This is a genomic window from Microbacterium enclense, from assembly GCF_001456955.1.
Lineage (GTDB): Bacteria > Actinomycetota > Actinomycetes > Actinomycetales > Microbacteriaceae > Microbacterium > Microbacterium enclense.
In genome coordinates this window covers 99391-124587 of record NZ_KQ758470.1, presented here as the reverse complement: position 1 = coordinate 124587, position 25197 = coordinate 99391, and the positions used below count along the sequence as shown (strand labels likewise).

Below are 25197 nucleotides of genomic sequence, written 5' to 3'. Positions count from 1 at the left end.
GCGGTCGACACGTGGCCGGATCGCGCGGGATCAGGCCGGGAGGCGCCAGTCCACGGCATCCGCACCCTGCTGCGCGAGCAGGGCGTTGACGCGCGAGAACGGCTTCGACCCGAAGAAGCCGCGGCTCGCCGAAAGCGGTGACGGATGCGGCGACGAGACGATCGCCGTCTCGCCCAGCAACGCAGCGAGGTTCATGGCGTCCCGTCCCCAGAGCACGGCCACCAGCGGCGCATCGCGGGCCACGAGGCACCGGATGGCGTGCTCGGTGACGCGTTCCCAGCCCCAGCCGCGGTGGGATGCCGGCGCCCCCGGGGCGACCGTGAGCACCCTGTTCAACAGCATGACGCCCTGGGCGGCCCAGGCGGACAGGTCGCCGTGTGCCGTGGGCGGGATCCCGAGATCGTCGGACAGCTCGCGGTAGATGTTCGCGAGACTGCGCGGCACGGGCCGCACGTGCGGATCGACCGCGAACGACAGCCCGATCGGGTGACCGGGGGTCGGATACGGATCCTGTCCGACGATCAGCACGCGCACCGCATCGAGTGGTGTGCGGAACGCGCGCAACACCAGGTCGCCGGCCGGCAGGTACGGCTTCCCCTCCTGCCGCAGACGCTCGCCGATCGCGGCGATGTCGTCGGCGACGGGCGCCAGCGGCGTCACCCACGTGGGGTCGATGAGCCCGGCATCCGCGAGCTCGGCGAGCGACTTCGCCGTCACGCCGCGTCTTCTTCGGCGACCGACCCCAGGTGCGACCACGGGAACTCGATCCAGAGCGTGGTGTCTTTCCACGAGTAGTCGGGCGTCACGACGGTGGTCGGCTTCGTGTAGATCACCGCGGATCGAGCCTCGGCACCGTGCCGGTCGAGCAGCTTCACGGCCAGGTCGAGCGTGCGACCGCTGTCGGCGACATCGTCGACGAGCAGCACGCGGCGACCCTCGAGGTACGACAGATCGAGCGCGGGCGGCAGGACCTCCGGCGCGTCGAGCACGGTGCCGACACCTGTGTAGAACTCGACGTTCAGCGCGCCGCAGTTCTTGACGCCGAGGCCGTAGGCGATGGCCCCGCCCGGCAGCAGTCCGCCGCGGGCGATGGCCACGACCACCTCGGGGTGGAACCCGTCGGCGAGGATCGCGCGCGAGATGTCGCGGGTGGCGACTCCGAAATCGTCCCAGCTCAACCGTTCGCGCTCGTCCGTCACACCGGATCCTCTCGTCGACTGCTCTCACCCTAGGCGGTCCGGCGGATGCCTTCGTGCCGGTCCCGAACGCGGCACGCCGCCGCCGCGATGCGGGTCACGAGCACCCGGCGATCGCCCCCGCCGGATGCGTGCGCGTCGCGGCGGCAGAGCGAGCTCGGCGCCCAGCCGCCGCGGCGCGCGTCACGAGCACCCGGCGATCGCCGCCGCCGGGTGCGTGCGCGTCGCGGCGACCCGGCGACCGCGGCACCCCGGTTGGGCGCGCCACGCCGGCCCGATGACCGCCACTGCCTCTGCCGTGAGCGACACACCGGGTCGGCGCCCGCCGCCCCCGCCGTGCGATTCAGCGCGTCGTCAACGGACCCCGGGCCAGCAGGTGCTGCGCCGACTGCGCCACCGGGCGCATCGTCACGAGGTCGAGGTTGACGTGCCCGGGGGCGTCGAGCGCGTAGGCGATGACATCGGCCACGTCGTCGGCGACGAGCGGCGCCTCGACGCCCTCGTAGAGCTTGTCGGCGGCATCCTGATCTCCGCCCAGTCGGTTGAGCGTGAACTCCTCGGTGCGCACCATGCCCGGGGCGATCTCGATCACCCGCAGGGGCTCACCGTTCAGCTCCTGCCGGAGCGCGTGCACGAGCATGGCCTCGCCCGCCTTGGCCGCGTTGTAGCCGCCGCCGCCGGGATACGCCGTCTGCGCGGCGGTCGAGGTGACGAACAACAGATCGGCGTGTCCCGCGGCATCCGCCGCTCGACGCAGTCCCGGAAGGAGGGATGCCACCAGCCGCTGACCCGAGAGCACATTGGCCTCGAACATCCAGCGCCAGTCTTCGGGGTCGCCGGCCTCGACGCGGTCGCTGCCGCGCGCACCACCCGCGACGTGCACGAGCGCGTCGACGCCGCCCGTCTCGTCGAGCCAGCCGGCGAGGGCGGCGACGGCGTCGCCGTCGGTCAGGTCGGCGGCGTGGGCGACCACGCCCGTCTCCGCCTCCAGCGCGGCGAGGCGGTCAGCGCGTCGGGCGACGCCCACCACGTCCCACCCGCGGGCGCGCAGCGCGCGCGCCGTCGCCTCTCCGATACCCGAACTGGCCCCGGTCACCACTGCGCGTCGCGTCATGGCATCCACGGTACTGCGCACCCCCGACATCGGTCGGGCCGCGGTGCGCGACGGCCCCGCCGAGCCCTCCTGAGGTATTACGGCCCGTGTCCGCGGCCCTTGTCGCTGTCAGAGGGGGTGTCTACGCTCGCAACAGGCCACGGCGACCGCCCGGCCACACGACCTGAGGAGCAGCCATGTCGGCACCCGAGAACTGGCGTTTCGAGACCAAGCAGATCCACACGGGTGCGCAGCCCGACCCGGTGACCAAGGCTCGTGCCACACCGATCTACCAGACCACCTCGTACGTGTTCGACAACGCCGACCACGCCGCGAACCTGTTCGCGCTGGCCGAGTTCGGCAACATCTACACGCGCATCCAGAACCCCACGCAAGACGTCGTCGAGCAGCGCGTCGCGGGCCTCGAGGGCGGCACCGGCGCCCTCCTCGTCGCCAGCGGCCAGGCGGCCGAGACGTTCGCGGTGCTGAATATCGCGCAGGCGGGCGACCACATCGTGTCGTCGAGCTCGATCTACGGCGGCACGTACAACCTCTTCAAGTACACCCTGGCCAAGCTCGGCATCGAGACGACCTTCGTCGAGAACCAGGACGACCCCGCGGAGTGGCGTGCGGCGGTCCGTCCGAACACCAAGCTGTTCTTCGCCGAGACCATCGGCAACCCCAAGATCAACGTCCTCGACATCCGCTCGGTCGCCGACGTGGCCCACGAGGCGGGCGTGCCGCTCATCGTCGACAACACGATCGCGACCCCCTACCTGATCCGTCCCTTCGAGCACGGCGCCGACATCATCGTGCACTCGGCGACGAAGTTCCTCGGCGGCCACGGCACCACCATCGGCGGTGTCATCGTCGACGGCGGCCGCTTCCCGTGGTCGGAGCACTCCGACCGCTTCCCGGGCCTGACCACGCCCGACCCCTCGTACCACGGCGCCGTCTACACGCAGGCGGTCGGCGACGGTCTCGCCTACATCATCAAGGCCCGCGTGCAGCTGCTCCGCGACCTGGGCGCCTCGATCGCGCCGCAGAGCGCCTGGCAGCTCATCCAGGGCATCGAGACCCTCTCGCTGCGCATCGAGCGCCACGTGCAGAACGCGCAGGAGATCGCGGAGTGGCTCGAGTCGCACCCCGACGTCGCCAGCGTCAACTACTCGGGTCTGCCGACCTCGCCCTGGTACGCCGCCGCCAACAACTACGCGCCCAAGGGCGTCGGCGCGGTGCTGTCGTTCGAGCTCAAGGGCGGTGTCGAGGCGGGTCGGGAGTTCGTCAACGCACTCAGCCTGTTCAGCCACCTCGCCAACATCGGTGACGTGCGCTCGCTCGTCATCCACCCGGCATCCACCACGCACTCGCAGCTCACGCCGGAGCAGCAGCTGACCGCCGGCGTGACCCCGGGTCTCGTGCGCCTGTCGGTGGGCCTCGAGAACATCGACGACCTCAAGGCCGACCTCGACCAGGCCCTCGCCGCCGCGCGCCGTCTGTCGGAGGCCTCACGCGTCTGATCAGCCGCACATGCGACGCCCCGGTCCGGTTCTTCCGGATCGGGGCGTCTCGCATGGCGAGGCATGCGCGCGGACGGGAGGAAGTCCTCACGCGGGAGGACCGAATAGCGCTGCAGCATCCTCCCCTCCCCTGAAAGTCCTCCCCCGCGGCCATATCCCCCGGGCGTGCCCGGCGCCGACCTGGTACCGGAGGAGATCTTCACACGGGAGGACCGAACAGCACCGCAGCATCCTCCCCTCCGCGAAAGTCCTCCCCCGCGGACGTGCCCACGGGCATGCCCCGCGCGCCGCAGACCAGGGACGGGAGGAGATCCTCACGCGGGAGGACCGAACAGCACTGCAGCATCCTCCCCCCGCTGATCGCCCTCCCCACAGGCATGCCCGCGCCGCCGCCCGGGGTGCGCCCCCGTTCCGTGCGCGTCACACCTTCTGTCGCGGCCGGAGGCTCCCCAATCCGCCGTCGACGCCGATCACCTGCCCGGTCATCCAGGCATTCTCGGGCGCGAGCAGGAACTCCACCGCCCGCGCCACATCGTCGGGCTCTCCGAGCCGGCCGAGCGGATGCATCGCCTCCGACACCTTGCGCGACATGTCCGTCGACGTCAGCTTCTCGGTCAGCCGTGTCTGCACGAGACCGGGCGCCACCGCGTTCACACGCAGACCGTGCGCCGCATAGCTCGCCGCGGCCGACAGCGTCAATCCGATCACACCGGCCTTCGCCGCGGCGATGCCATCGTGGTTCGGCAGGCCCGCCAGCGCCGCCGCCGACGACACCAGCACCACCGAACCGCCGCCGCGCATGTGCGATCCCGCCGCCCGCACCGCGGCGAACGCCGTGGTCAGCGACGCAGCGATCAGACCGTCGTACTGCTCGCGCGAGGTCAGGTGCGCGGGCTTCAGCAGCATCGAGCCCGCGAACACCGCGATGCCGTCGAGCTCTCCCGCCTCGCCAACCACGCGGTCCACGGCGTCGAAGTCGGTGGCATCCAGGGTGAAATCCGGCTCGATGACGGAGGAGTCGCGGGCCGTGGTGATGACGCGATGCCCCGCGTCGCGCAGTCGTGTCGCCGTCGCCCCGCCGATGTCGCTCGAGGCCGCGATGAGGAGGAAGTTCGCCATGCCGCGATTCTGATCGCCCGACCCATCGGCCCCTGGGGGCTGGACATCGGCGTAACAGTCCGAAGCGCCCCCGCCGCACCCGGGAGAATGGATGCCATGGACTGGCAGATCTCCGAAGACACGGTGCCCTCGGCCCCGGTGACGGAGGCCGACGCCCGCTCCCTCCTCGGCCGCCCACCCGCGACCGGCGCCTGGCGCGACGGCGACCCCGTGGGCGACCGGCGGTTCGCATCCTTCGGCTCGTTCGCGACCGAGAACGGCGAGTCCCTTCCGCACGTGCGTCTCGCGTACGAGACGTGGGGCGAGCTCTCGCCCGCCCGCGACAATGCGGTGCTGATCCTGCACGCCCTCACCGGCGACAGCCACGTGCGCGGTGCTGCGGGTCCGGGGCACCCGACGGCCGGATGGTGGAGCGACCTCGTGGGTCCGGGGGCAGCCATCGACACCGATCGCTGGTTCGTGGTCGCCCCCAACATGCTCGGCGGATGCCAGGGCTCGACCGGACCGGCGAGCATCGCCCCCGACGGGTACGAGTGGGCATCGCGTTTCCCGTACCTCACGATTCGCGACCAGGTCGCGGCGCAGGCGCTGCTGGCCGATGCGCTCGGTGTCGCGCAGTGGTACGCCGTCGTCGGTGGATCGATGGGCGGAATGCACGCTCTGGAGTGGGCCGTGGGGCTGCCCGACCGCGTCGCGCGAGCGGCGACCCTCTCGGCTCCGCCGATCACGACCGCCGATCAGATCGCGCTGAACTCGGTGCAGCTCGACACCGTTCGCGTCGACCCGCGCTTCGCGGGAGGCGAGTACTACGACGCCGGTGACGGCGACGGTCCGCACCGCGGCCTCGCCCTCGCGCGCCGCATGGCGCTGCTCAACTACCGCAGTCCCACCGAGCTGAATCAGCGGTTCCAGCGGTCCTGGCAGTCGGGCGTGAGCCCCCTGGGCCGCGGCGGGCGGTTCGCCGTCGAGAGCTACCTCGACTTCCACGGCAACAAGTTCACCCGTCGCTTCGACGCCAACAGCTACCTCACCCTCGTCGAGGCGATGAACTCGCACGACGTCGGCCGCGATCGGGAGGGCGTCGACGACGCGCTCGCCCGCGTCACGGCCACCACGCTCGTGCTCGGCATCGACAGCGACCGGCTCTTCCCGATCGACGGGCAGCACCGCATCGCGCGCGGCATCCCGCAGACTCTCGACGGCGACGAGGCGGTCGTCCTCGCCAGCGACTTCGGGCACGACGGCTTCCTCATCGAGACCGCCGCCGTCGCCGCGCATCTTCGCCGACTGTTCGCGGCCTGACGGATCGGGATGCCGGGCGCCGCGGCATCCCTCCCATCCCTCTCGCGACGAGCGGCGCATGCCGGACGGGCGGAGCGGCACGGACTCACGACGGTGCGTGAGCCGGCGCCCCGAACCGGACGGTCAGCCCTGCGTGGGGATCGAGCCGGTGATCGCGGTCTGCGCGGCCTCGGCCGCCGGCATCCGGTGCGCGGGGTGCCGACCGGTGCGGTACTCGCTGCGATACGACACGATGGCCACGACGAGTCCGCCGAGGGCCAGCACCGCGCCGACCCAGGCGGGAGCTGCGAGCCCGAGTCCCACCGCGATTCCCACGCCGCCGAGGAACGCACCGAGACTGTTGCCGATGTTCAGCGCGGAGTGATTCAGCGCCGCGGCGATCGACTGGTTGTCTTCGGCGACGTCCATCAGACGGGTCTGGATCGCCGGACTCAGCGCCGCGCCGCAGAACGCGACGAGGAAGGCGAACAGCACGAGGCTCACGATCCACCCCGAAGTCGCGGCGGCGCCGACCGATGCCGCCGCGAGCGCGATGAGCCCGACGTACAGCCAGAAACGCAGGTTCTTGTCGGCCAGGGTGCCGCCCACGACGTTGCCGACCGTCATTCCGACGCCCATGATCACGAGCACGACGGAGACGGCCCATTCCGGCTGCCCGGCGATGTCGGTGACCATGGGCGCGATGTAGCTGTACATCGCGAACAAGCCCCCGAACCCGATGGCGCCGATCCCCAGCGCGAACCACACCTGCGCGATGCGGAACACCCGCAGCTCGTCGCGCAACCGTCGACCGGGCGAGCCGGGGTGCTTCGCCACGAACAGGGCGATGCAGATCGTGGCGAGCACGAAGATGCCGGTCACGACGGCGAACGCCGCACGCCAGCCGACCTGCTGCCCGAGCAGGGTGCCGAGCGGCACGCCCACGACGTTGGCGATGGTCAGACCCGTGAGCACGAACGCGACGCCCTTCGCGCGGTTGCCGGGTCCGAGGGCATCGGCGGCGACGAGCGCACCGATGCCGAAGTACGCACCGTGCGGGAGCCCGGCGAGGAAGCGGGATGCCGCGACGAGCTCGAACGTCGGAGCGATGACCGTCAAGAGGGTGAAGAACGCCAGCGCGGCGGCCAGCACGATCATCACGCGGTGGCGCGGGAAACGCGCCACGGAGCCGGCGATCGTGGGCGCCCCCACGACGACGCCGAGAGCGTAGAGCGAGATGAGCCAGCCCGCCTGGGCGATGGCGTCGTCGGGAGACGCGGCCCAGACTCCCGGAACGAGTTCACGGGCGATGTTGGGCAGCAGGCCCATCACCACGAACTCGGTCATGCCGATGCCGAAACTGCCGATGGCGAGAGAAAGGAGCGCCCGCATCGCCGCACCTCTCGAGGTCGTCGAAGAGGTCACACATCGATCGTAGCGGGGACGCCCGTCGAGGCCGAATCGTTTCGACGTCGCTCAGCCCGGAGACGTCGGCGTCGTCCGAGTGTCGCGGTTCCTCCCCACCACCAACCTCGACGACTTCTCCCCCGATCCGATACATCGGCGGATTTCACCCGCTCCGAGCGTGGCACTCTCGAACTCCTCGTCACACAATGAAGGGATGCCGGAGATGACGGAACCACAGGTCTGGGTGCTGATCGGCACCTTCGCCGCCGCCGTGCTCGGCGGCATGACGTTCAGCACGAACCTCATCATGAGCTCGCTCTCGAAGGTCATCACGGCCAACACCGACCGCCTGGAGTCGCGGATAGACGCGCTGCGCTTCGAGACGATGTCGGAGCTCCAGGCGACGGGGTACCGCATCGATAGCCTCGGAACGGCGCTCAACGCCAGGATCGAAAGCGTCGAAGCCGGACTCAACGCCAAGATCGACAGCGTCGAAGCGCGCCTCACCGCGCAGATGGAGAGCGTCGAGAGTCGGCTGCGCGGCGATATGGAGAGCGTCGAGAGTCGGCTGCGCGGCGATATGGCCCGCATCGACGCCGACGTCACGGCCATAGCGAAGCGCGCCTGGACCGAACCGCCCGCCACGTGACGATGCGGTGCCGGTCACGTCGTCGGCGGAGGGCCGCTCGACCGATCGTCGAAAACCGACAGGCGAAGCGCCCTCGTACGGCGTGAGGCGGAGGTTGAACGGGGCTCAGTCGGTCCGGCGCTCCAGCGCCTGTTCCAGCCGGTCGACTTTGCCGTCCATCTCGCCCGTGCGGCCCGGACGGATGTCGGCTTTGAGCACCAGCGACACACGCGATCCGTAGGGCAGAACGGCATCCGTCGCCGCCTTGACGACGGCGAACACCTCGTCCCACTCCCCCTCGATCTCGGTGAACATCGAGGTGGTCCGGTGCGGCAAGCCCGATGCGCGCACGACGGCGACCGCCGCCGCGACCGCGTCATGGACCGACCCGTCGGGGTTCTCCGCCGCGGCGGAACCGATGCCGGAGGGAGCGACCGAGAAAGCGATGAGCATGTTCCGAGACTACGTGTCGCGCGTCGCCGCGCCGAGCGCGGTCGGTATCCGTGTCTCGCCAGCAGCATGGGGGCACGATCCCGCGCTCCGCGATCTCCTGAACCCATGGCGGACGGCGAACACCCGGTCCGCCGCGCGCCGAGATCTCGCGGCGGCGCGGGAACGTCCCGTCTACCGGGGTGTGCGAGACACGCCCGCGAGGTCAGCGCCCCGCGGGAACCCGCGGCGGGACAGGGCGTCGGCCCGTCACGATCTCGCGCAGGCCCGCGGGCGGACGCACGCGACCGGTCGGAGCCTTCACGACGCGCACGATCGCCCAGACCAGCAGCACGAGGGCGAGAAGATTGCGCAGCTCGAGCACGACCACCGGGAACGGGTTCGGATGCGTCGCCATCAGACCGTCGTAGAGCATCGGGTACATCCACTGCGTGAGCCCGGCGATCACCAGCGTCATGGCTGCGAAGGAGTACCAACGCCGACGATCGAGCATCAGGCCCAGGGCGACGGGGGCGAACAGCCAGACGTAGTACTGCGGCGATCCCACCTTGTTCAGCGCGATGAACGCCGTCACGAGCGCGAGCGAGAGCGGCGGGAAGAGGGCGAGGAAGGTCGCGCCATGACGGAGCTTCCATACGCCGACGGCGGCCACGCCGGCCATGACCAGAAGCATGATCGGCGTCATCGCGGCGATGAGCGGCTCGGCGCCCGGTCCGGTCACCTGGAAGGTCAGCACGTCACCGTCGTAGTAGACCTCGCTGCCCGGCACGTAGAAGGCGGCGAGGAACATGTAGAGGCCGCCGACCGGCGCCTCCATCTGGATGCCACGCGTGGTCTGATCCCCGACGAAGCCGAAGACGTAGGGGGCGCCGCCGAGCGCCACGACGGGGATGATCGTGGCGAGCGAGACGGCCACCGCGCCCCAGACCAGCGCGAGCCGGCGTCGGATGATCACGAGACCGGCAGCGAGGATGGCCGCGGGCCACACCTTCATCCACACCGCGATCGACAGGAGAAGGGATGCCACGAACGGGCGACGCAGCATCCAGATTCCGCCGAGCAGCGCGAGGGGGACGGTGATGCCGTCGATGCGGTAGATCCCGACCGGGCCGATGAGCAGGATCGCCGCGAGCCAGAACCACGCCGCGATCACACGACCCCGCGAACGCGCGTCGCCCACCAGCACGAGGAAGGCGACGAGGTTGAACAGCGACACCGTCAGCGCCCACGCGGGCGTGTAGCTGATCGCCCACGCGAACACCCAGGCGAAGGTCATCGGCAGGAACGCGAGCTGCGGGTAGATCCACTTCTCGGTGATCCCGGGCCATTGCCAGGTGTCGCTGCGCGTGCACGAGGTCACATCGACGCCGCCGAAGAGGGCGCAACGCGACCACGGCTCGTATACCAGGTACACATCGCCCATCGGCTCGTTGGGCTGTTGATAGCCCAGGACGGCCACGACGACGTGCACGGCGACGAACGCGACCAACAGGGGAATGACACGCCTCAGCACCGGCCAATCCTAAGCGGCGCTCCCTGAGCGCCCCTGACGAGCGCCCGCCCCGCCCCCGCCAGGGCGGGCGGACGGGGACCGAAAGTTACGCGATCGAGTCCTCGAGAAGCGCGGCGACCACCCCCGGCAGCGCCTCCGCGACGTCGAGCGCGGCGACCGGCCCGCCGCCGCCCCGAGAGAGGGATGCCACCGAACCGGCGCGTCCATGCACCCACGCCGCGGTCGCCGCGCACGCCGCCAGGTCGTCCATCCCGGTACGCCCGGCCGCGACCGCGCCGGCGGTGATCGCCCCGAGCACACCGCCCAGCACGTCACCCGTCCCCGCCGTGGCCAGCCACGGCGTCCCCGCCGACACGCGACGACTCCACCCGCCCGGCGCCGCCACGATGGTCACCGCCCCCTTCGACAGCACCACCCCGCCGAACGCCTCCGCCGTCTCGCGAGCGACGGCCTCCCTCGCGTCGTCGTCGCGCGCATCGTCAGACTTCAGGCCGAGCGCTTCGCGCAACCGGGTGAGCTCCCGCGCGTGCGGGGTCACGATGACCGGCGCCGACGCCCCCGGCACCAGATCCAGCGCCCCGGCGTCGACGACGACCGGCACGTCGGCATTCAGGATGCCGCGCAACGCGGCCGTCTCGGATGAACCGCGCTCGGCGGCATCCGTTCCCGATCCGATCACCCACGCCTGCACGCGTCCGTCGGCGGTCACCGTCTCGGGGCGGCGCTGCAGCACGAGGTCCTGTGCGCGCTCGGGCCCGAGGTAGCGCACCATACCCGTGCCGGTCCGCCACGCGGCCTCGACCCCGAGCACAGCGGCGCCAGGGTAGCGGGACGACCCGGTGCGGAGCCCTACGACCCCGCGGGAATACTTGTCGTCGTCGGCCGTTGGCCTCCGCAGTACGCGGGCGGCGTCGAGCCCGCTCCAGTCCTTCGCCGTCATGGCGACACCCTAGAACGCAAAGGTCCCCCATGCGCGCCCTCTTCACACCCCTCTCCATCCGCGGTATCGAGCTGCGCAACCGACTCTGGGTGTCGCCGATGTGTCAGTACAGCGCGGTCGACGGGGTGCCGAACGACTGGCATCACGTGCACCTCGCCCAGTTCGCCGCCGGCGGGGCGGGCCTGGTCATCGCCGAAGCGAGCGCCGTCTCGCCCGAGGGTCGCATCTCGCCCGACGACGCCGGGCTGTGGAACGAGGCGCAGGCCGAGGCGTGGACGCCGATCGTCGCGGCGATCCGCTCGCGCGGCGCCGTCGCGGGCGTCCAGCTGAGCCACGCAGGCCGCAAGGCCTCGACCACGTCGCCGCTCACCGGCGGGCGGGGCACCGTTCCGCGCGACGCAGGCGGGTGGACCACCGTGGCGCCCTCGGCTCTCGCCTACGACGCCTTCGCCGAGCCGATCGCGCTCGACGCGCAGGGCATCGAGAAGGTGGTGTCCGACTTCGCCGATGCCGCCCGGCGGGCCGTCTCCGCCGGCTTCGAGGTCATCGAGGTGCACGCCGCCCACGGCTATCTGCTGCACCAGTTCCTCTCGCCGCTGACCAATCACCGTGACGACGAGTACGGCGGGTCGTTCGACAACCGTGTGCGACTCCTCGTCCGCGTGACCGAGGCCGTCCGCGAGGCTGTGGGTGACGCGGCCGTCTTCGTGCGCTTCTCGGCCACCGACGCGGCCGAGGGCGGGTGGGACGTCGCCGACACGGTCGCGGCCGCACGCCTCGTCGCCGATGCCGGGGCCGATCTGATCGACGTTTCGAGCGGTGGACTCGTGCCCGAGCAGCGCATCGTCCCGGGCCCCGGATATCAGGTGGACCACGCCGCCATCGTCCGCCGCGAGACCGGTCTGCTCGTCAGTGCCGTGGGCATGATCGACGACCCGACGTTCGGCGAGCAGATCCTCGCCGACGGTCGCGCCGACGCGATCATGTCGGGCCGCGAGTGGTTGCGCGACCCGCACTACGCCCTCCGCGCCGCCGCGGCCCTCGGGGCGGACAATCCCGCTCCCGCGCAGTACCTCCGCGCGTACTGACCGCCGCGCCGGCCCGCGGCGAGATCACTCGCGCTTCCCGAGATCACCCGCGTTTCATGTTCATCCCGTGTCGGGTCGGTGGAACTCGGTCATGTCGTCGCCCGCCGCCGGCACGAAGACACCGGATGCCACGAGGCCGCGGCCCCGTGGCATCCGGTGTTCTGCGGTCAGACGAAGCGGCGGCGCTCGGTGGCGTCCTGCACCTCGCCGACCAGTTCTTCGATGACGTCCTCGAGGAACAGCACGGCCTGCACGTCGCCGCGCTCGTCGCGCACCTGCGCGAGGTGGCGGCCGGAGCGGCGCATGAGCGCGAGAGCATCTTCGAGGTCGGTCGTCTCCAGCACCGACACCATGTGGTGCACGCGTTTGCTCGGGATGGGCCGCAGCATGTCGGCATCCGCTCCCTCCGCCGCACGCAGCACGTCTTTCAAGTGCACGTAGCCCGTCGGGTTGCCTGCGGGGTCGACGATCACGTAGCGCGAATAGCCGTGCTGCGCGACCGCCCGCTCGATCTCGGCCGGAGTCGTCGTCTCGGGGAGTGTGACCAGCTGACCCATCGGCACCGCGATGTCGGCGGCCTTCTTCTCGGTGAACTCCACCACCGCCGTGACGGTGCCTGCGGCGTCGTCGAGCACACCCTCGCGCCGCGACTGCGTCACGATCGTCGCGACCTCGTCGAGCGTGTACGTCGAGGCGGCCTCGTCTTTCGGCTCGACGCGGAAGAGACGCAGCACGTGGTTCGCCGTCCAGTTCAGCGCCACGATGACCGGGTGGAACGCCTTCGACACCGCCACCAGGGGCGGCGCGAGCATGAGCACCGCGCGATCGGGCAGCGAGAACGCGAGGTTCTTGGGCACCATCTCACCGAAGACGACGTGCAGATACGACACGATCAGCAGCGCGACGACGAACGAGGCGATGTCGACCGCCGCCTCGGGAATGCCGGTGAGACCGAGCGGCCCCGCCAGCAGGTGGTGGATGGCCGGCTCCGAGACGTTCAGGATCAGCAGCGAGCAGATCGTGATGCCGAGCTGACACGTCGCCAGCATGAGCGTGGCGTGCTCCATCGCGTACAGCGCCGTCTTCGCGGCCCGCGAGCCGCGGTCGGCGTGCGGTTCGATCTGCGACCGACGCGCCGAGATGACGGCGAACTCCGCGCCGACGAAGAAGGCATTCGCGACCAGCAGCACGACCAGCCACGCGATTCCCGCCCAATCGCTCATCACTGATCACCGCCCTTCGCCGCACGGACGAGGTCGTCGACGTTCTGCTCCTGCGGGGCGGGCGTGAACTGCACGCGGTCGACGCGACGGCCGTCCATGCGCTGCACCGCGAGCACGCCGTCGTCGATGTCGACGGTGTCGCCGACGACCGGGATGCGCTCCAGCGCCGCCATGATGAAACCGCCCACGGTGTCGTAGACCTCGCCCTCGGGCACGCGCACACCGGCGCGATCGAGCACCTCGTCGGGTCGCAGGTCACCGGGGAACGTGATGGATGCCGCAGACCTCACGACTCCGGCGCGCGAGCGGTCGTGCTCGTCGAGCACCTCTCCGACGATCTCTTCCACGAGGTCCTCGAGGGTCACGACGCCGGCGGTGCCGCCGTACTCGTCGACGACGATGGCCATCTGATAGCCCCGTGACCGCAGCTCGGAGACGAGCGTGTCGAGGTGGACGGTCTCGGGAACGCGCAGCGGCTCGGTCGAGAGGGCCGCGACCGGCACCTCGCCGCGCTTCTCGCGCGGCACCCCGATGGCCGCCTTCAGGTGCACGACCCCGACGATGTCGTCCATCGATTCGCCGTAGACCGGGAAGCGGCTGTGGCCGGTACGCCGCGCGAGCTGGACGACGTCGTCGGCCGGGTCACCGGCGGCGAGTGCGTGCACGCTGGGGCGCGGGGTCATGACGTCGGCGGCGCTCAGGCGCGCGAACGTGAGGCTGCGATCCAGCAGCGAGGCCGTGTCTTTCTCGAGCATGCCGGCGCTGGCCGAGCGCTTGACCAGGCTCGACAGCTCCTCGGCCGACCGGGCGCCCGACAGCTCTTCTTTCGGTTCGACGCCCATGGCGCGCAGCACGCCGTTCGCGCTGCCGTTGAGCACGAGGATCGCGGGTTTGAACACCGCGGTGAAGGCCACCTGGAACGGGATGACGAGCTTCGCCGTCTGCCGCGGGATCGCGAGCGCGAAGTTCTTCGGCACGAGCTCACCCAGGATCATCGACAGGACGGTCGCGAAGCCGACGCCGATCACGGCGGCGAGCGAGACGATCAGCGCCTCCGGCAGGCCCCATGCCTCGAACACCGGGCGCAGGAGATTCGAGATGGCCGGCTCCATCGTGTAACCGGTGAGCAGCGTGGTCAGCGTGATCCCGAGCTGCGCGCTCGACAGGTGCGTCGAGGTGATGCGCAGGGCGTCGATGGTCAGCGACAGTCGTGACTCGCCGGCGTCGCGGCGGGCCTCGAGATCGGCGCGGTCGAGGTTGACGAGGGCGAACTCGCTCGCGACGAACAGTCCGGTTCCCACGGTGAGAAGCAGCCCCACGCCCAGCATGACGTAATCCATCAGGCATCACCCCCGCTCGAGCGTTCGGCGGAAGAGGGTCGGTGGGGCGTGGGTCTACAACTGGGAGGGTCGTCCATCGTGCCGATGATTCTATGGCAGTCCCGACCCCGCGGCATCCGGATCGTCCCCACCCCGCACCTGTGGAGGATAGGGGGATGGATGCCGAATCCCCCGCGCAGGCGCGTGCCATGGCCGCAGAGTCGGCCGTCGTCCGCCGCTACGTCCACCGCTACGGGCCGGTCGCGTGGGCGCACGCCGGGCCGACGGGCGTCCCGGGCGCGACGACCTGGCATTACTGGTGGCACGCCCACCTGTTGCACGTGCTGCGCGATGCGCAGGAGCACCGCCCCGATCCGCGCCGCGGTCGCCTCCTGCGGGCGATCCACCGCGGTGTCACGCTGCGCACGCTCGGGCGCTGGACGACGCCGTTCTACGACGACGTGGCGTGGATGACCCTCGCCCTGCAGCGCTACGACCTGCACGACCGCCGGGTCGACCGCCTGACGCGGCGGCTCGGCGACGCCGTCGACCCGACCGTCGGGGCTCTGCCGTGGGCGGTCGGCAGTGCGCTCTACAACGCGCCCGCCAACGGGCCGGCGGCGATCGCCCTGGCGTGGTCGGCGCGACGGGGATCGGCCGTCGATCTCGACGCCTGGGTCGCGGCGACCCTCGACGACCCGGCGACGGGCCTGGTGCGCGACGGCGTCGAGCACGGCACCGTCCGCAGCGAGCTGTGGACGTACAACCAGGGCGTCGCGATCGGCTCGGCCCTCGCCCTGGCCGAGGGGGCGCCCGATGCCGACGCCCGCGAAGCCCACGAGGCGCGGGCGATCTCGCTCGTGCGCGCGGTCGAGCGCTGGTGCGAGGCGGACGGGGGGCTCTTCCCCGCCGCCGGTGGTGGCGACGGCGGCTTGTTCTCCGGCATCCTCGCCCGTTATCTGGCGGAAGCCGCGGAGTGGTTCGCCCGCGACGTCGCGAACGACGAGCATCGCGAGGTATCCCGCGCCGCCCATGATCTCGTGCACCGCAACGCCGAGGCGCTGTGGAACGGGCGCCGCGACGGCCTGTTCTCCGCCGACCCGCGCCGACCCGCCCGCGCGGAGGGCGACGACCTCGACCTCTCGGTGCAGCTCGGCGCGTGGATCACTCTCGAGGCCGACGTGCAGGTGTCGGGTCTCACCAGCTGACGGGGAGCGCCTTGCCCTCCTCGTAGCCGGCCGCGGACTGCAGCCCGACGCGAGCCCGCTCGTGGAACTGGGCCACCGTGGACGCGCCGGCGTAGGTGAACGACGAGCGCACGCCCGACGTGATCATGTCGAGAAGGTCCTCCAGACCCGGCCGCTGCGGGTCGAGGTAGATGCGCGACGACGAGATCCCCTCGGCGAACAGCTCCTTGCGGGCACGCTCGAACGGATCCAGTCGACCGAACCGCCCCTGCACCGCCTTGGTCGAGGCCATGCCCCACGACTCCTTGTAGAGCAGCCCGGTGTCGTCGGTGAGCAGCCGCCCCGGCGATTCGATCGTGCCCGCGAACCACGAGCCGATCATGACGGATGCCGCGCCCGCGGCGAGCGCGAGAGCGACGTCGCGCGGGTAGCGCACGCCGCCGTCGGCCCATACGTGCGCGCCGACGCTGCGCGCCGCCTCGGCGGTCTCGAGCACGGCCGAGAACTGCGGGCGGCCGACCGCGGTCATCATGCGCGTCGTGCACATGGCCCCCGGTCCCACCCCGACCTTGAGGATGGTCGCGCCGGCATCGGTCAGGTCGCGCACGCCCTCGGCGGTGACCACATTGCCGGCGGCGATCGGGATGCCGAGATCCAGAGCCGCGACCTCGCGCAGCGCCCGGAGCATCTGCGCCTGGTGCCCGTGCGCGGTGTCGACCACCAGCACATCCACACCGGCGGCCGCGAGAGCGCGCGCCTTGCCGGCGACGTCGCCGTTGATGCCCACCGCCGCGGCGACGATGAGGCGCCCGTCCGCGTCGACGCCGGGGCGGTAGACCGAATCGCGCAGCGCGCTGCGCAGCGACAGGGTGCCGACCACGCGGTCGTCATCGACGACCGCGACCACGTCGGCCCCGGTCTCTTCGATCAGCGTGAACACAGCCCGGGGGTCGCCGATCCGCGACGCCTCGATGACCGGGGTCTCGCCTCGGGTGATGTCGCCGAGGGTGGCGTCGAGCAGGGCGGTGGCCAGGCGCGTGGCCGGCACGATGCCGCGGAAGCCGGCCAGGTCGATCGATCCGTCGTCGCGTGCGTCGGCGACGACGATGCCCCGCCCGCTCACCGGCGGCAGCAGCAGGCGCGCGTCGGCGACCGTGGCCCCCGGCGGCAACACCAGCGGCGCATCCCAGGCGACGGGCTGCGACTTCACCCACTCGACCGCCTCGAGCAGCTCGGGCAGGGGGAGGTCTTGCGGAAGCACCCCGAGACCGCCGCGACGCGCCAGAGCGGCGGCCAATCGCGTGCCCGTCACCGAGTTCATGTTCGCCGAGACCAAGGGCAAGGTGGCCCCGCTGCCGTCGGCCGGCGCGAGGTCCACGTCGAGGCGGCTGCGCACCTCGGAATGACGCGGGACGAGGAACACGTCCGAGTAGGTGAGGTCGACTTCGGGCTGCGCGCCGGAGAACTCCATGGCATCCACCTCACCACATCACGGGAATGTAAAGGCCCCCGTTCGCGGGAGAAATCCTCGGCTAGGGTTGAGGGCGCGCGTGACGGCGACGTCGGCGCATCCACAGGAATCTTCATCGAGGAAAGCAGGCGATCGACTGTGTCGAGCCAGGTGACGGGCGTCGGTACTTCGAGCGAGGGCGAGTTCGGCGCGAACGAGTGGCTCGTAGACGAACTCTACGAACAGTTCAAAGTCGACAAGCACTCCGTAGACAAGGCCTGGTGGCCGATCCTGGAGGCGTACCACCCGGTCGTCGACGGGTCCTCCGCCGCCGCTCCCCCGCCTGCCGCGCCGCCGGCGCCGACGGGCTCGGAGCCCAAGCCGGTGACCGCCCCGATCCCCGTGGTCGGTCAGGCGCCGGTCGCTCGCACCACGACGAAGCCGGCGGCCCCGCAGCCGATCCCGGCGCAGGCCCCGAACGCCCTGCCGTCGACGGGTGCCGAGAGCACCGAAGAAGACCGCGTGACGGTTCTCAAGGGGATGCCGAAGGCCCTGGCATCCAACATGGACGACTCCCTGACGGTGCCCACCGCCACCAGCGTCCGCACGATCCCGGCGAAGTTGATGATCGACAACCGCATCGTCATCAACAACCACATGTCGCGCACGCGCGGCGGCAAGGTGAGCTTCACCCACCTGATCGGCTGGGCGCTGATCCAGGCGCTCAAGGAGTTCCCGAGCCAGAACGTGTACTACGCCGAGGTCGACGGCAAGCCTTCGGTCGTCGCCCCCGCGCACGTCAACCTCGGTATCGCGATCGACATGCCCAAGCCCGACGGCTCGCGCGCCCTGCTCGTGCCGAGCATCAAGCGGGCCGACACGCTCACGTTCGGCGAGTTCCTCGCCTCCTACGAAGACCTCGTGCGGCGCGCCCGCGGCAACAAGCTCACCCCGGGCGACTTCCAGGGCACCACGGTCTCGCTCACCAACCCCGGCGGCATCGGCACCGTGCATTCGGTCCCGCGCCTCATGCGCGGCCAGGGTGCGATCATCGGCGCGGGCGCCCTCGACTACCCCGCCGAGTTCATGGGTGCGAGCGAGAAGACGCTCAACGAGTTGGCGATCGGCAAGACGATCACCCTCACCAGCACCTACGACCACCGCGTCATCCAGGGCGCCGGCTCCGGCGAGTTCCTCAAGAAGGTGCACGAGCTGCTCATCGGCCAGCGCGGCTTCTACGACGACATCTTCGCCGCGCTGCGCATCCCCTACGCCCCCATCCATTGGGCGGCCGACATCAGCGTCGACATCTCCGAGCGCATCGACAAGAGCGCCCGCGTCCAGGAGCTCATCAACTCGTTCCGCGTGCGCGGCCACCTCATGGCCGACATCGATCCGCTCGAATACGTCCAGCGCACGCACCCCGACCTCGAGATCGAGTCGCACGGTCTGACCTTCTGGGACCTCGACCGCGAGTTCGTCACCGGCGGCCTCGGCGGAAAGCGCGTCGCCAAGCTGCGCGACATCCTCGGCGTCCTGCGCGATTCCTACTGCCGCACCATCGGCGTCGAGTACATGCACATCCAAGACCCCGCGCAGCGCCAGTGGTTCCAGCGCAACGTCGAGGTCAAGTACACCAAGCCGGGTCACGACGAGCAGCTGCGCATCCTGTCGAAGCTCAACCAGGCCGAGGCCTTCGAGACCTTCCTGCAGACGAAGTACGTCGGCCAGAAGCGCTTCAGCCTCGAGGGCGGCGAGTCGCTCATCCCGCTGCTCGACCAGATCCTGCAGGGCGCGGCCTCCGTCGGCCTCGACGGTGCCGCGATCGGCATGGCCCACCGCGGTCGCCTCAACGTCCTCACCAACATCGCGGGCAAGACCTACGGCCACGTGTTCCGCGAGTTCGAGGGCGCGGTCGCCATCGGCAGCAAGCGCGGCTCGGGCGACGTGAAGTACCACCTCGGCACCGAGGGGACCTTCGTCGGCGACAACGGCGACGAACTGCCCGTCTACCTGGCCGCCAACCCGTCTCACCTCGAGACCGTCGACGGCGTGCTCGAAGGCATCGTGCGTGCCAAGCAGGACCGCAAGCCCATCGGCACGTTCTCGTGGCTGCCCATCCTCGTGCACGGCGACGCCGCGTTCGCGGGCCAGGGCGTCGTGGTCGAGACGCTGCAGATGTCGCAGCTGCGCGGTTACCGCACCGGCGGCACGATCCACGTCGTGGTGAACAACCAGGTCGGCTTCACCACCACTCCGACCGACGCGCGCACCTCCGTCTACGCCACGGACGTGGCGAAGACCATCCAGGCGCCGATCCTGCACGTGAACGGCGACGACCCCGAGGCGGTCGTCCGCGCGGCGGAGCTCGCGTTCCTGTACCGCGAAGAATTCCATCGCGACATCGTCATCGACCTCGTCTGCTACCGCCGTCGCGGTCACAACGAGGGCGACGACCCCTCGATGACCCAGCCCCTGATGACCAACCTCATCGAGGCGAAGCGGTCCGTGCGACGGCTCTACACCGAGTCGCTCGTCGGTCGCGGCGACATCACCGAAGACGAGTACGAGCAGGCGAAGCAGGACTTCCAGAACCGTCTCGAGGTCGCCTTCGCCGACACGCACGAGGCCGAGACCGGGACCAACCCGGTCGTGACCACGGATGCCGCCGACGAGCCGGCTGTCGGCGAGCCCGAGACGACGGGCGTCGCGCGCGAGGTCGTGCAGCACATCGGCGACGCGTTCGTGAACAAGCCCGACGGCTTCACGGTGCACGCCAAGCTCCAGCAGCTGCTCGACAAGCGCCTCGACATGAGCCGCAACGGCAACATCGACTGGGCCTTCGGCGAGCTCCTCGCCTTCGGCTCCGTGCTGATGGAAGGCACGCCGGTACGCCTCGCGGGTCAGGACTCGCGCCGCGGCACCTTCGTGCAGCGCCACTCCGTGCTGCACGACCGCAGCAACGGTCAGGAATGGTTGCCACTGGCCAACCTCAGCGAGAACCAGGGCCGCTTCTGGGTCTACGACTCGTTGCTCAGCGAGTACGCGGCCATGGCGTTCGAGTACGGCTACTCGGTGGAACGCTCCGACGCCCTCGTGCTGTGGGAAGCGCAGTTCGGCGACTTCGCCAACGGTGCGCAGTCGGTCATCGACGAGTTCATCTCGTCGGCCGACCAGAAGTGGGCGCAGCAGTCGAGCGTCGTGCTGCTCCTCCCCCACGGTTACGAGGGTCAGGGCCCCGACCACTCGTCGGCCCGTATCGAGCGCTACCTGCAGATGTGCGCGCAAGACAACATGATCGTGGCGCGTCCCTCGACCCCCGCGTCGTACTTCCACCTGCTGCGTCGACAGGCGTACCAGCGCCCCCGTCGCCCGCTCGTGGTCTTCACTCCCAAGGCCATGTTGCGCCTGCGCGGCGCGACGAGCCCCGTCGAGGACTTCCTCTCGGGCCGGTTCGAGCCGGTGCTCGATGACGACCGGGGCATCGACCGCGGCGCCGTCACGCGCGTGCTGCTGCACGCCGGCAAGATCCACTGGGATCTGCGCGCGGAGCTCGACAAGAACCCCAACCCCGAGATCGCCCTCGTGCGCCTCGAGCAGTACTACCCGGCACCGATCGAGGAGCTCACCCGGGTGCTCGCGGAGTACCCGAACGCCGAACTGGTCTGGGTGCAGGACGAGCCCGAGAACCAGGGTGCGTGGCCGTTCATCGCCCTCGAGGTCGCCGATCGGCTCGGAGGTCGCCCGGTGCGCCGCATCTCGCGTGCGGCTGCCGCATCGACGGCGACCGGCTCGCCGAAGGTGCACGCGAACGAGCACGCCGCGATCATGAAGGAAGCGCTCGCGCGCTGACGCCATCGGGAAAGGGCCCGGACGACTTCGGTCGACCGGGCCCTTTCTCCGTGTGCGCCGGCTGTGCCCGCGGGCATCCGCTCAGCTCACGACGGGGGCGCCGCCAGGCCCAGAGCGGGCGCCAGCGCCGGAATGGCATAGGCGAGACTGCCGTCCAGCGCCTCGCCGGTGTGTCCGGCTCCCTGCACGATGTACGTCAGCACGGTGAACCCGGCGGCCTGCGCCGCTTCGGAGTTGGCCTTCTGCCCCGGACCGTAGGTCGTGTCCTCGCTGCCCCACGTGAAGACGGCCGTGTGTCCGGCGTAGGACCCCGCGGGAGCAGCCGCCATCAGCGACGACGGCTTGTTGGCCTGGAACGCGTTCGCATCGCCCCCGAAGACATCGGCGACGGTCTGGGACACGTGCTCGGAACCCGGGAACTCGTTGCCCATCACGTCGAGGATCTGTCCCCACGTCGTCGGATACTTCGCCCCGTACGTGACCGCGCACGATCCCCCGTTGGAGAAGCCGCCGATCACCCAGTACTTCGAGTCCTTGATGATGTTGAGGTTCTTCTCGGCCCACTCCGGCACGAGTTGATTGATGTACGTCGAGACGGCACCGAACTTAGCGGAGTCGACGCACGCGGGGTCGCGATCGGGCGCCGTCAACTGATCGACGACGATCGCGATGGGCGCGAGACCCTTGTTCTTCGCGGCGAACGCGTCGAGTGCCTTCGCCAGCGCGGTGGGGTCGGGCGAGCCCGGTTGGCCCATCATGAAGACCAGCAGCGGCAGGACGGGCGGGTTCGGAACCTGTGCGGCCGGCGGCAGGTACAGCGAGGCGTCGCGCGCGGCGTACTGTCCCGTGGGGATCTTGGTGTTCCCGGTCAGGGCGCTCACCGATCCCTGCGCGGGCATTCCTGCCGGGGGCTCCCACCGCTGGTACAGCGTCGCGGGGTCACCGGAGCTGGCCCCACCCTGCGGAAGCGAGGCGGGGTCGAGCGCCTGCACCCCGAGAATGGCGGCGAGGTTATGGGTGACGCCGTAGCTGGCGTTGACGCCGAGCGCGCCCGCCAGAAGCGCGGCGATGACCGTGACGACGCCGGACGCCCGCCGGACCCAGGGGCGCCGGCAGATCCCGACGACGCCGATCGCGACGGCGGCCACCGCCCCGGAGCCCCACCACACCGCCGCCCCCGGCAGCGGCCCCTGGAAGGTGCCCATCGCCTCGAGGATCTTCGCGACGAGGAACATGACCACGCCGGCCACCGCACCCACGATGAGGGTGCGCACGATGCGACGGGGGGACCACACGATGACCACGGCCACCCCGACGGCCGCGACGATCGCGGCGATGGTCAGCAGGGGGCTGTCGATCAACTCGAAAGACAGAACGAACTTGTTCACCGACGCCCCTCCCAGGCGGTCCTCGCCAGAGCGACCATCTCATGTCGCGACGCGTCGGGAAGGTAGGCGCGTCCGACGGCGGCGCCGATGGCGGGCAGTTCGAGCGGATCCCGATAGGCCAGCGCGAGCGGGCGGTACCGCGGACGGAACTTGCCCTTGAAGCGGAACAGCGACGCGAAGCCGTAAGCCGGCTCCAGCACCTCGGCGAGGCGGCGCAGCAGGGCTCGGAGGGGAGCCGGGTCGCCGTCGGCGGGTTCGTCGGGGTCATCGGCCAGAGGCGCGCCCGAGAGGCTCAGGACGACGGCACCCTCGTCCTGCAGCTGCAGGGCGGCCTTGGCGATGAGGAACTCCATCATGCCGTTGGGCCCGTCGGTACGGCGTCGCATGAAGTCGAGCGTCCAGCCGGTGATCTCGCCGTCGGTCCAGCTGGGCATCCAGCTCGTGACCGCCTCGATCCGCTGGTCGGGTCCGACGGCGAGCAGCAGCCGCACGTCGCGGTCCTTCAGCTCGTCGAGGGAGCCGAGCGTGAAGCCCATCTCCGGAAGTGCGCGGTCGGCGACCCACTCCTCGTCGATGGCGACCACCTGCGACGCCTGGGCGACGCTGAGCTCGTGCCAGCGCGACCACACCGCGGTGTATCCCTCGCGCTCGGCCCGGGTGAGGGGCTGACGCACCTTCTGCCACGTCTTGCCCGCGAACGTGAGCCCCGGCAGGTCCATGACGGTCTCGACCCCCACCGGCACGTGCCGCCAGCCCAGATCGACGAGATCGTCGAGCGTGTCGGCGTGGATGCTGTAGAACGCGGGCGTCCAGCCGTGTTCGACGCAGAAGTCGGTGAAGCCGCGCAGGGCCTCGGGACGCCGGCCGGCGGGCGCGAGGGGATCCGCCACGGCCAGGGCGACGTCGCCGACGAGGCGATAGGCGACGGCGCACTCGGCGTCGTCGGAGTACCAGTGGCGGTTGCCGTCCCAGGTACCGAGGAATCCGAGGGTGTCGCTCCCCCGCCGCAGCAGGTGGCGATACCGCGCGTCGCCGTCGCCCTCGGGGCGTTGCACGCGCCGGTAGAGCCACAGGATGGATGCCACCACGATCGCCCAGAACAACACGCCGACCCACTGGTAGGCGAACAGCGCCGGTCCGCTGTGCGGGAACGCCGTCGCCCCGCCCGGATGGGTGAACGCCGGCGGGAGGAAACGGCGCAGCGTCAGCTCGATGAGCTCCAGCGCTGAGACGTCGCGGTCGAACGCGCGTCTGCCCACGGCCTCGATGGTGAAGAGGGTCGTGGCGCACGCGAGGAACGCCAGCGTCACCACCACCGCGACGCTGCGCGCCGCCTGCCGCGTCGCGCGCACCGAGAACCGGCGTCGAGCGACGATCAGCGCCGCGGCGAGCGCAAGGGGGATGACGATGCTCGCGATGGCCCAGAGCACGTACTCCGCCCCGCTGCCGTCGACCCACGGGTCGATGCGCAGGCGCCCGTCGGCGAGCGAGACGACGGGAAGGACCGCGGATGCCACCAGCACGAACACCGCGACGATCCAGGCGGCGCGGCGTCCTTGCCGCAGACCCCACGCCGCCACCAGCAGCAGCACCAGCGGGGTGATCGCCAGCAGCGCCGGTCCCGCACCGCGCGTCATCAGCAGCGCCACCTGCTCGTCGCAGACGGACGCCGCGACCGACCCGCATTGCGCGAGCAATTCGTCGTCGTACTGGGTGTAGGCGTCGACAACGAGCGAGAGCGGACCGCGTCCGCCGCCGCTGACCAGCGCGACGATCGGTCCGCTCGCGACCACGGCCGCCAGCAGCGCCAGAAGCGTGCGGATCTCCCTCGTCGAGCTGCGATGCCACGAGCGACGCTCGCGACCGCGCGCGAGGACCGCGCCCACGACGAGTCCGATCGCCGCGGCGGTGAGGCGGTACCAGGAGTCGGCGTCACCGGCGTACAGAGCGAAGAGGGCGAGCAGAGCGAACCCGACGAGTCTGAGCCGGCGCCGCCACAGCGTGGTCGCGAAGGCCGACGCCGCCATGACGGCACCGGCGATCGGCGTGGTCGGATCGAGGACGGGCACCTCGGCTGCGACGACGGGGCGCAGATCCGTCAGCGTCCAGGCAGCGGCGTGGAGGCCGATCCCGACGAGGAGCCCCGCCACGCCCGTGACGGCGAGCAGGGCCGCGGTGCGACGCGACCCCAGCAGACGCTCGCTGTATGCCAGCACCGTGAGAGCGAGCAGCACCGAAGAGACGGCATCCACGGCCGAGTCCGGCACGACCAGGGCGGTGAACACCGTCCACCACCGACCGCTCGCGAACGTCGCCAGGGGCCCGGCTCCCCACACGAAGGCCGCGTCGCTGTTGAACAGCGCCCCGGTCGCCGCGGCGGCGGAGAGCACGGCCACCGCCGTGCCGACCGAGACGGGGTGGAGGGCCACGTAGCGGCGCAGGAACGCACCGGCCGCGCGCAGGCGCGAGGGCGCCGTCGCGCCGGACTCGGGTGGTGCTGTTTGGGACATCGGCGAAAGCCTACGAGCAAATGCCGCCTCGAC

At 70.8% G+C, this 25197-nt stretch carries 19 protein-coding genes; 6 read left to right on the top strand and 13 right to left on the bottom strand.

The genetic code is table 11. From position 1 onward, the window contains the following. Positions 1-30 precede the first annotated feature (30 nt). The 3 genes from AS029_RS08445 to AS029_RS08435 form a co-directional block, all read right to left on the bottom strand. Positions 31-717, bottom strand: a complete 687-nt coding sequence (locus tag AS029_RS08445) for a uracil-DNA glycosylase (protein ID WP_058232156.1) — start codon at positions 715-717, stop codon at positions 31-33. Further along, the gene (locus AS029_RS08440; RefSeq protein WP_058232155.1) at positions 714-1199 is read right to left on the bottom strand and encodes a phosphoribosyltransferase; all 486 of its coding nucleotides are present in this window, start codon (positions 1197-1199) and stop codon (positions 714-716) included. Before AS029_RS08440 ends, AS029_RS08445 begins: the two co-directional genes overlap by 4 nt. A 340-nt stretch (positions 1200-1539) precedes the next feature. After that, positions 1540-2310 (bottom strand): SDR family oxidoreductase, encoded by a 771-nt coding sequence (locus tag AS029_RS08435; RefSeq protein WP_175456643.1) that lies wholly within the window; start codon positions 2308-2310, stop codon positions 1540-1542. A 176-nt stretch (positions 2311-2486) separates the two neighbouring features. Between AS029_RS08435 and AS029_RS08430 the strand changes: the two genes are divergently transcribed. After that, complete coding sequence (locus AS029_RS08430; protein WP_058232153.1) at positions 2487-3809, top strand: bifunctional o-acetylhomoserine/o-acetylserine sulfhydrylase; 1323 nt, start codon at positions 2487-2489, stop codon at positions 3807-3809. 420 nt (positions 3810-4229) lie between these two features. Here the strand turns inward: AS029_RS08430 and AS029_RS08420 are convergent, their stop codons facing one another. Continuing rightward, the gene (locus AS029_RS08420; RefSeq protein ID WP_058232151.1) at positions 4230-4928 is read right to left on the bottom strand and encodes an SDR family NAD(P)-dependent oxidoreductase; all 699 of its coding nucleotides are present in this window, start codon (positions 4926-4928) and stop codon (positions 4230-4232) included. 96 nt (positions 4929-5024) lie between these two features. On the opposite strand from AS029_RS08420, the gene metX reads away from it, so the two are divergent. Next, on the top strand, positions 5025-6230 hold the full coding sequence (gene metX, locus AS029_RS08415) for a homoserine O-acetyltransferase MetX (RefSeq protein WP_058232150.1): 1206 nt from the start codon (positions 5025-5027) through the stop codon (positions 6228-6230). 123 nt (positions 6231-6353) lie between these two features. On the opposite strand, the gene AS029_RS08410 is transcribed toward metX, so the two are convergent. After that, positions 6354-7601 (bottom strand): MFS transporter, encoded by a 1248-nt coding sequence (locus AS029_RS08410; protein WP_058232149.1) that lies wholly within the window; start codon positions 7599-7601, stop codon positions 6354-6356. A 238-nt stretch (positions 7602-7839) separates the two neighbouring features. On the opposite strand from AS029_RS08410, the gene AS029_RS08405 reads away from it, so the two are divergent. After that, a complete protein-coding gene (locus tag AS029_RS08405) occupies positions 7840-8265 on the top strand; it encodes a hypothetical protein (protein WP_139168070.1) in 426 nt (141 codons plus the stop codon). A 105-nt stretch (positions 8266-8370) separates the two neighbouring features. On the opposite strand, the gene AS029_RS08400 is transcribed toward AS029_RS08405, so the two are convergent. The 3 genes from AS029_RS08400 to AS029_RS08390 all read right to left on the bottom strand — a co-directional run bounded on the left by AS029_RS08400 (position 8371) and on the right by AS029_RS08390 (position 11147). Continuing rightward, complete coding sequence (locus tag AS029_RS08400; protein ID WP_058232147.1) at positions 8371-8697, bottom strand: thiamine-binding protein; 327 nt, start codon at positions 8695-8697, stop codon at positions 8371-8373. 202 nt (positions 8698-8899) lie between these two features. Continuing rightward, complete coding sequence (locus AS029_RS08395; protein ID WP_058232146.1) at positions 8900-10207, bottom strand: glycosyltransferase family 87 protein; 1308 nt, start codon at positions 10205-10207, stop codon at positions 8900-8902. A gap of 85 nt (positions 10208-10292) precedes the next feature. Further along, positions 10293-11147: an ADP-dependent NAD(P)H-hydrate dehydratase gene (locus AS029_RS08390; protein WP_058232145.1), complete on the bottom strand. Its 855-nt coding sequence runs from the start codon at positions 11145-11147 to the stop codon at positions 10293-10295. Positions 11148-11176: 29 nt separating this feature from the next. On the opposite strand from AS029_RS08390, the gene AS029_RS08385 reads away from it, so the two are divergent. Beyond that, positions 11177-12235 carry an NADH:flavin oxidoreductase/NADH oxidase gene (locus AS029_RS08385; protein WP_058232144.1) on the top strand — a complete coding sequence of 353 codons (1059 nt, stop codon included), beginning with the start codon at positions 11177-11179 and terminating at the stop codon, positions 12233-12235. A 167-nt stretch (positions 12236-12402) separates the two neighbouring features. Here AS029_RS08385 and AS029_RS08380 read toward each other — a convergent pair whose 3' ends face one another. Next, the gene (locus tag AS029_RS08380; protein WP_058232468.1) at positions 12403-13458 is read right to left on the bottom strand and encodes a hemolysin family protein; all 1056 of its coding nucleotides are present in this window, start codon (positions 13456-13458) and stop codon (positions 12403-12405) included. Then, positions 13458-14798 (bottom strand): hemolysin family protein, encoded by a 1341-nt coding sequence (locus AS029_RS08375; RefSeq protein WP_058232143.1) that lies wholly within the window; start codon positions 14796-14798, stop codon positions 13458-13460. Before AS029_RS08375 ends, AS029_RS08380 begins: the two co-directional genes overlap by 1 nt. Positions 14799-14953: 155 nt before the next feature. On the opposite strand from AS029_RS08375, the gene AS029_RS08370 reads away from it, so the two are divergent. Next, the gene (locus AS029_RS08370; RefSeq protein WP_058232142.1) at positions 14954-15985 is read left to right on the top strand and encodes a glycoside hydrolase family 76 protein; all 1032 of its coding nucleotides are present in this window, start codon (positions 14954-14956) and stop codon (positions 15983-15985) included. Here the strand turns inward: AS029_RS08370 and guaB1 are convergent. Then, a complete protein-coding gene (gene guaB1, locus AS029_RS08365) occupies positions 15975-17435 on the bottom strand; it encodes a GMP reductase (RefSeq protein WP_058232141.1) in 1461 nt (486 codons plus the stop codon). The genes AS029_RS08370 and guaB1 overlap by 11 nt on opposite strands. Before the next feature lie 138 nt (positions 17436-17573). On the opposite strand from guaB1, the gene AS029_RS08360 reads away from it, so the two are divergent. Continuing rightward, positions 17574-21266, top strand: coding sequence for a multifunctional oxoglutarate decarboxylase/oxoglutarate dehydrogenase thiamine pyrophosphate-binding subunit/dihydrolipoyllysine-residue succinyltransferase subunit (locus tag AS029_RS08360; RefSeq protein WP_082642232.1), 3693 nt, complete (start codon positions 17574-17576; stop codon positions 21264-21266). 86 nt (positions 21267-21352) lie between these two features. Here AS029_RS08360 and AS029_RS08355 read toward each other — a convergent pair whose 3' ends face one another. Both AS029_RS08355 and AS029_RS08350 read right to left on the bottom strand, forming a co-directional pair. After that, a complete protein-coding gene (locus tag AS029_RS08355) occupies positions 21353-22654 on the bottom strand; it encodes an alpha/beta hydrolase (protein ID WP_058232140.1) in 1302 nt (433 codons plus the stop codon). Continuing rightward, positions 22651-25164, bottom strand: coding sequence for a bifunctional lysylphosphatidylglycerol flippase/synthetase MprF (locus AS029_RS08350; protein WP_058232139.1), 2514 nt, complete (start codon positions 25162-25164; stop codon positions 22651-22653). The genes AS029_RS08355 and AS029_RS08350 overlap by 4 nt, the downstream gene beginning before the upstream one ends. Between the last annotated feature and the right edge of the window lie 33 nt (positions 25165-25197).

Coding starts and splice junctions, on each gene's coding strand:
- AS029_RS08385 (WP_058232144.1), top strand. CDS start 11,177: ATGCGCGCCCTCTTCACACCCCTCTCCATCCGCGGTATCGAGCTGCGC.
- AS029_RS08405 (WP_139168070.1), top strand. CDS start 7,840: ATGACGGAACCACAGGTCTGGGTGCTGATCGGCACCTTCGCCGCCGCC.
- AS029_RS08390 (WP_058232145.1), bottom strand. CDS start 11,147: ATGACGGCGAAGGACTGGAGCGGGCTCGACGCCGCCCGCGTACTGCGG.
- AS029_RS08350 (WP_058232139.1), bottom strand. CDS start 25,164: ATGTCCCAAACAGCACCACCCGAGTCCGGCGCGACGGCGCCCTCGCGC.
- AS029_RS08420 (WP_058232151.1), bottom strand. CDS start 4,928: ATGGCGAACTTCCTCCTCATCGCGGCCTCGAGCGACATCGGCGGGGCG.
- AS029_RS08375 (WP_058232143.1), bottom strand. CDS start 14,798: ATGGATTACGTCATGCTGGGCGTGGGGCTGCTTCTCACCGTGGGAACC.
- AS029_RS08370 (WP_058232142.1), top strand. CDS start 14,954: ATGGATGCCGAATCCCCCGCGCAGGCGCGTGCCATGGCCGCAGAGTCG.
- guaB1 (WP_058232141.1), bottom strand. CDS start 17,435: ATGGAGTTCTCCGGCGCGCAGCCCGAAGTCGACCTCACCTACTCGGAC.
- AS029_RS08410 (WP_058232149.1), bottom strand. CDS start 7,601: ATGCGGGCGCTCCTTTCTCTCGCCATCGGCAGTTTCGGCATCGGCATG.
- AS029_RS08435 (WP_175456643.1), bottom strand. CDS start 2,310: ATGACGCGACGCGCAGTGGTGACCGGGGCCAGTTCGGGTATCGGAGAG.
- metX (WP_058232150.1), top strand. CDS start 5,025: ATGGACTGGCAGATCTCCGAAGACACGGTGCCCTCGGCCCCGGTGACG.
- AS029_RS08380 (WP_058232468.1), bottom strand. CDS start 13,458: ATGAGCGATTGGGCGGGAATCGCGTGGCTGGTCGTGCTGCTGGTCGCG.
- AS029_RS08400 (WP_058232147.1), bottom strand. CDS start 8,697: ATGCTCATCGCTTTCTCGGTCGCTCCCTCCGGCATCGGTTCCGCCGCG.
- AS029_RS08430 (WP_058232153.1), top strand. CDS start 2,487: ATGTCGGCACCCGAGAACTGGCGTTTCGAGACCAAGCAGATCCACACG.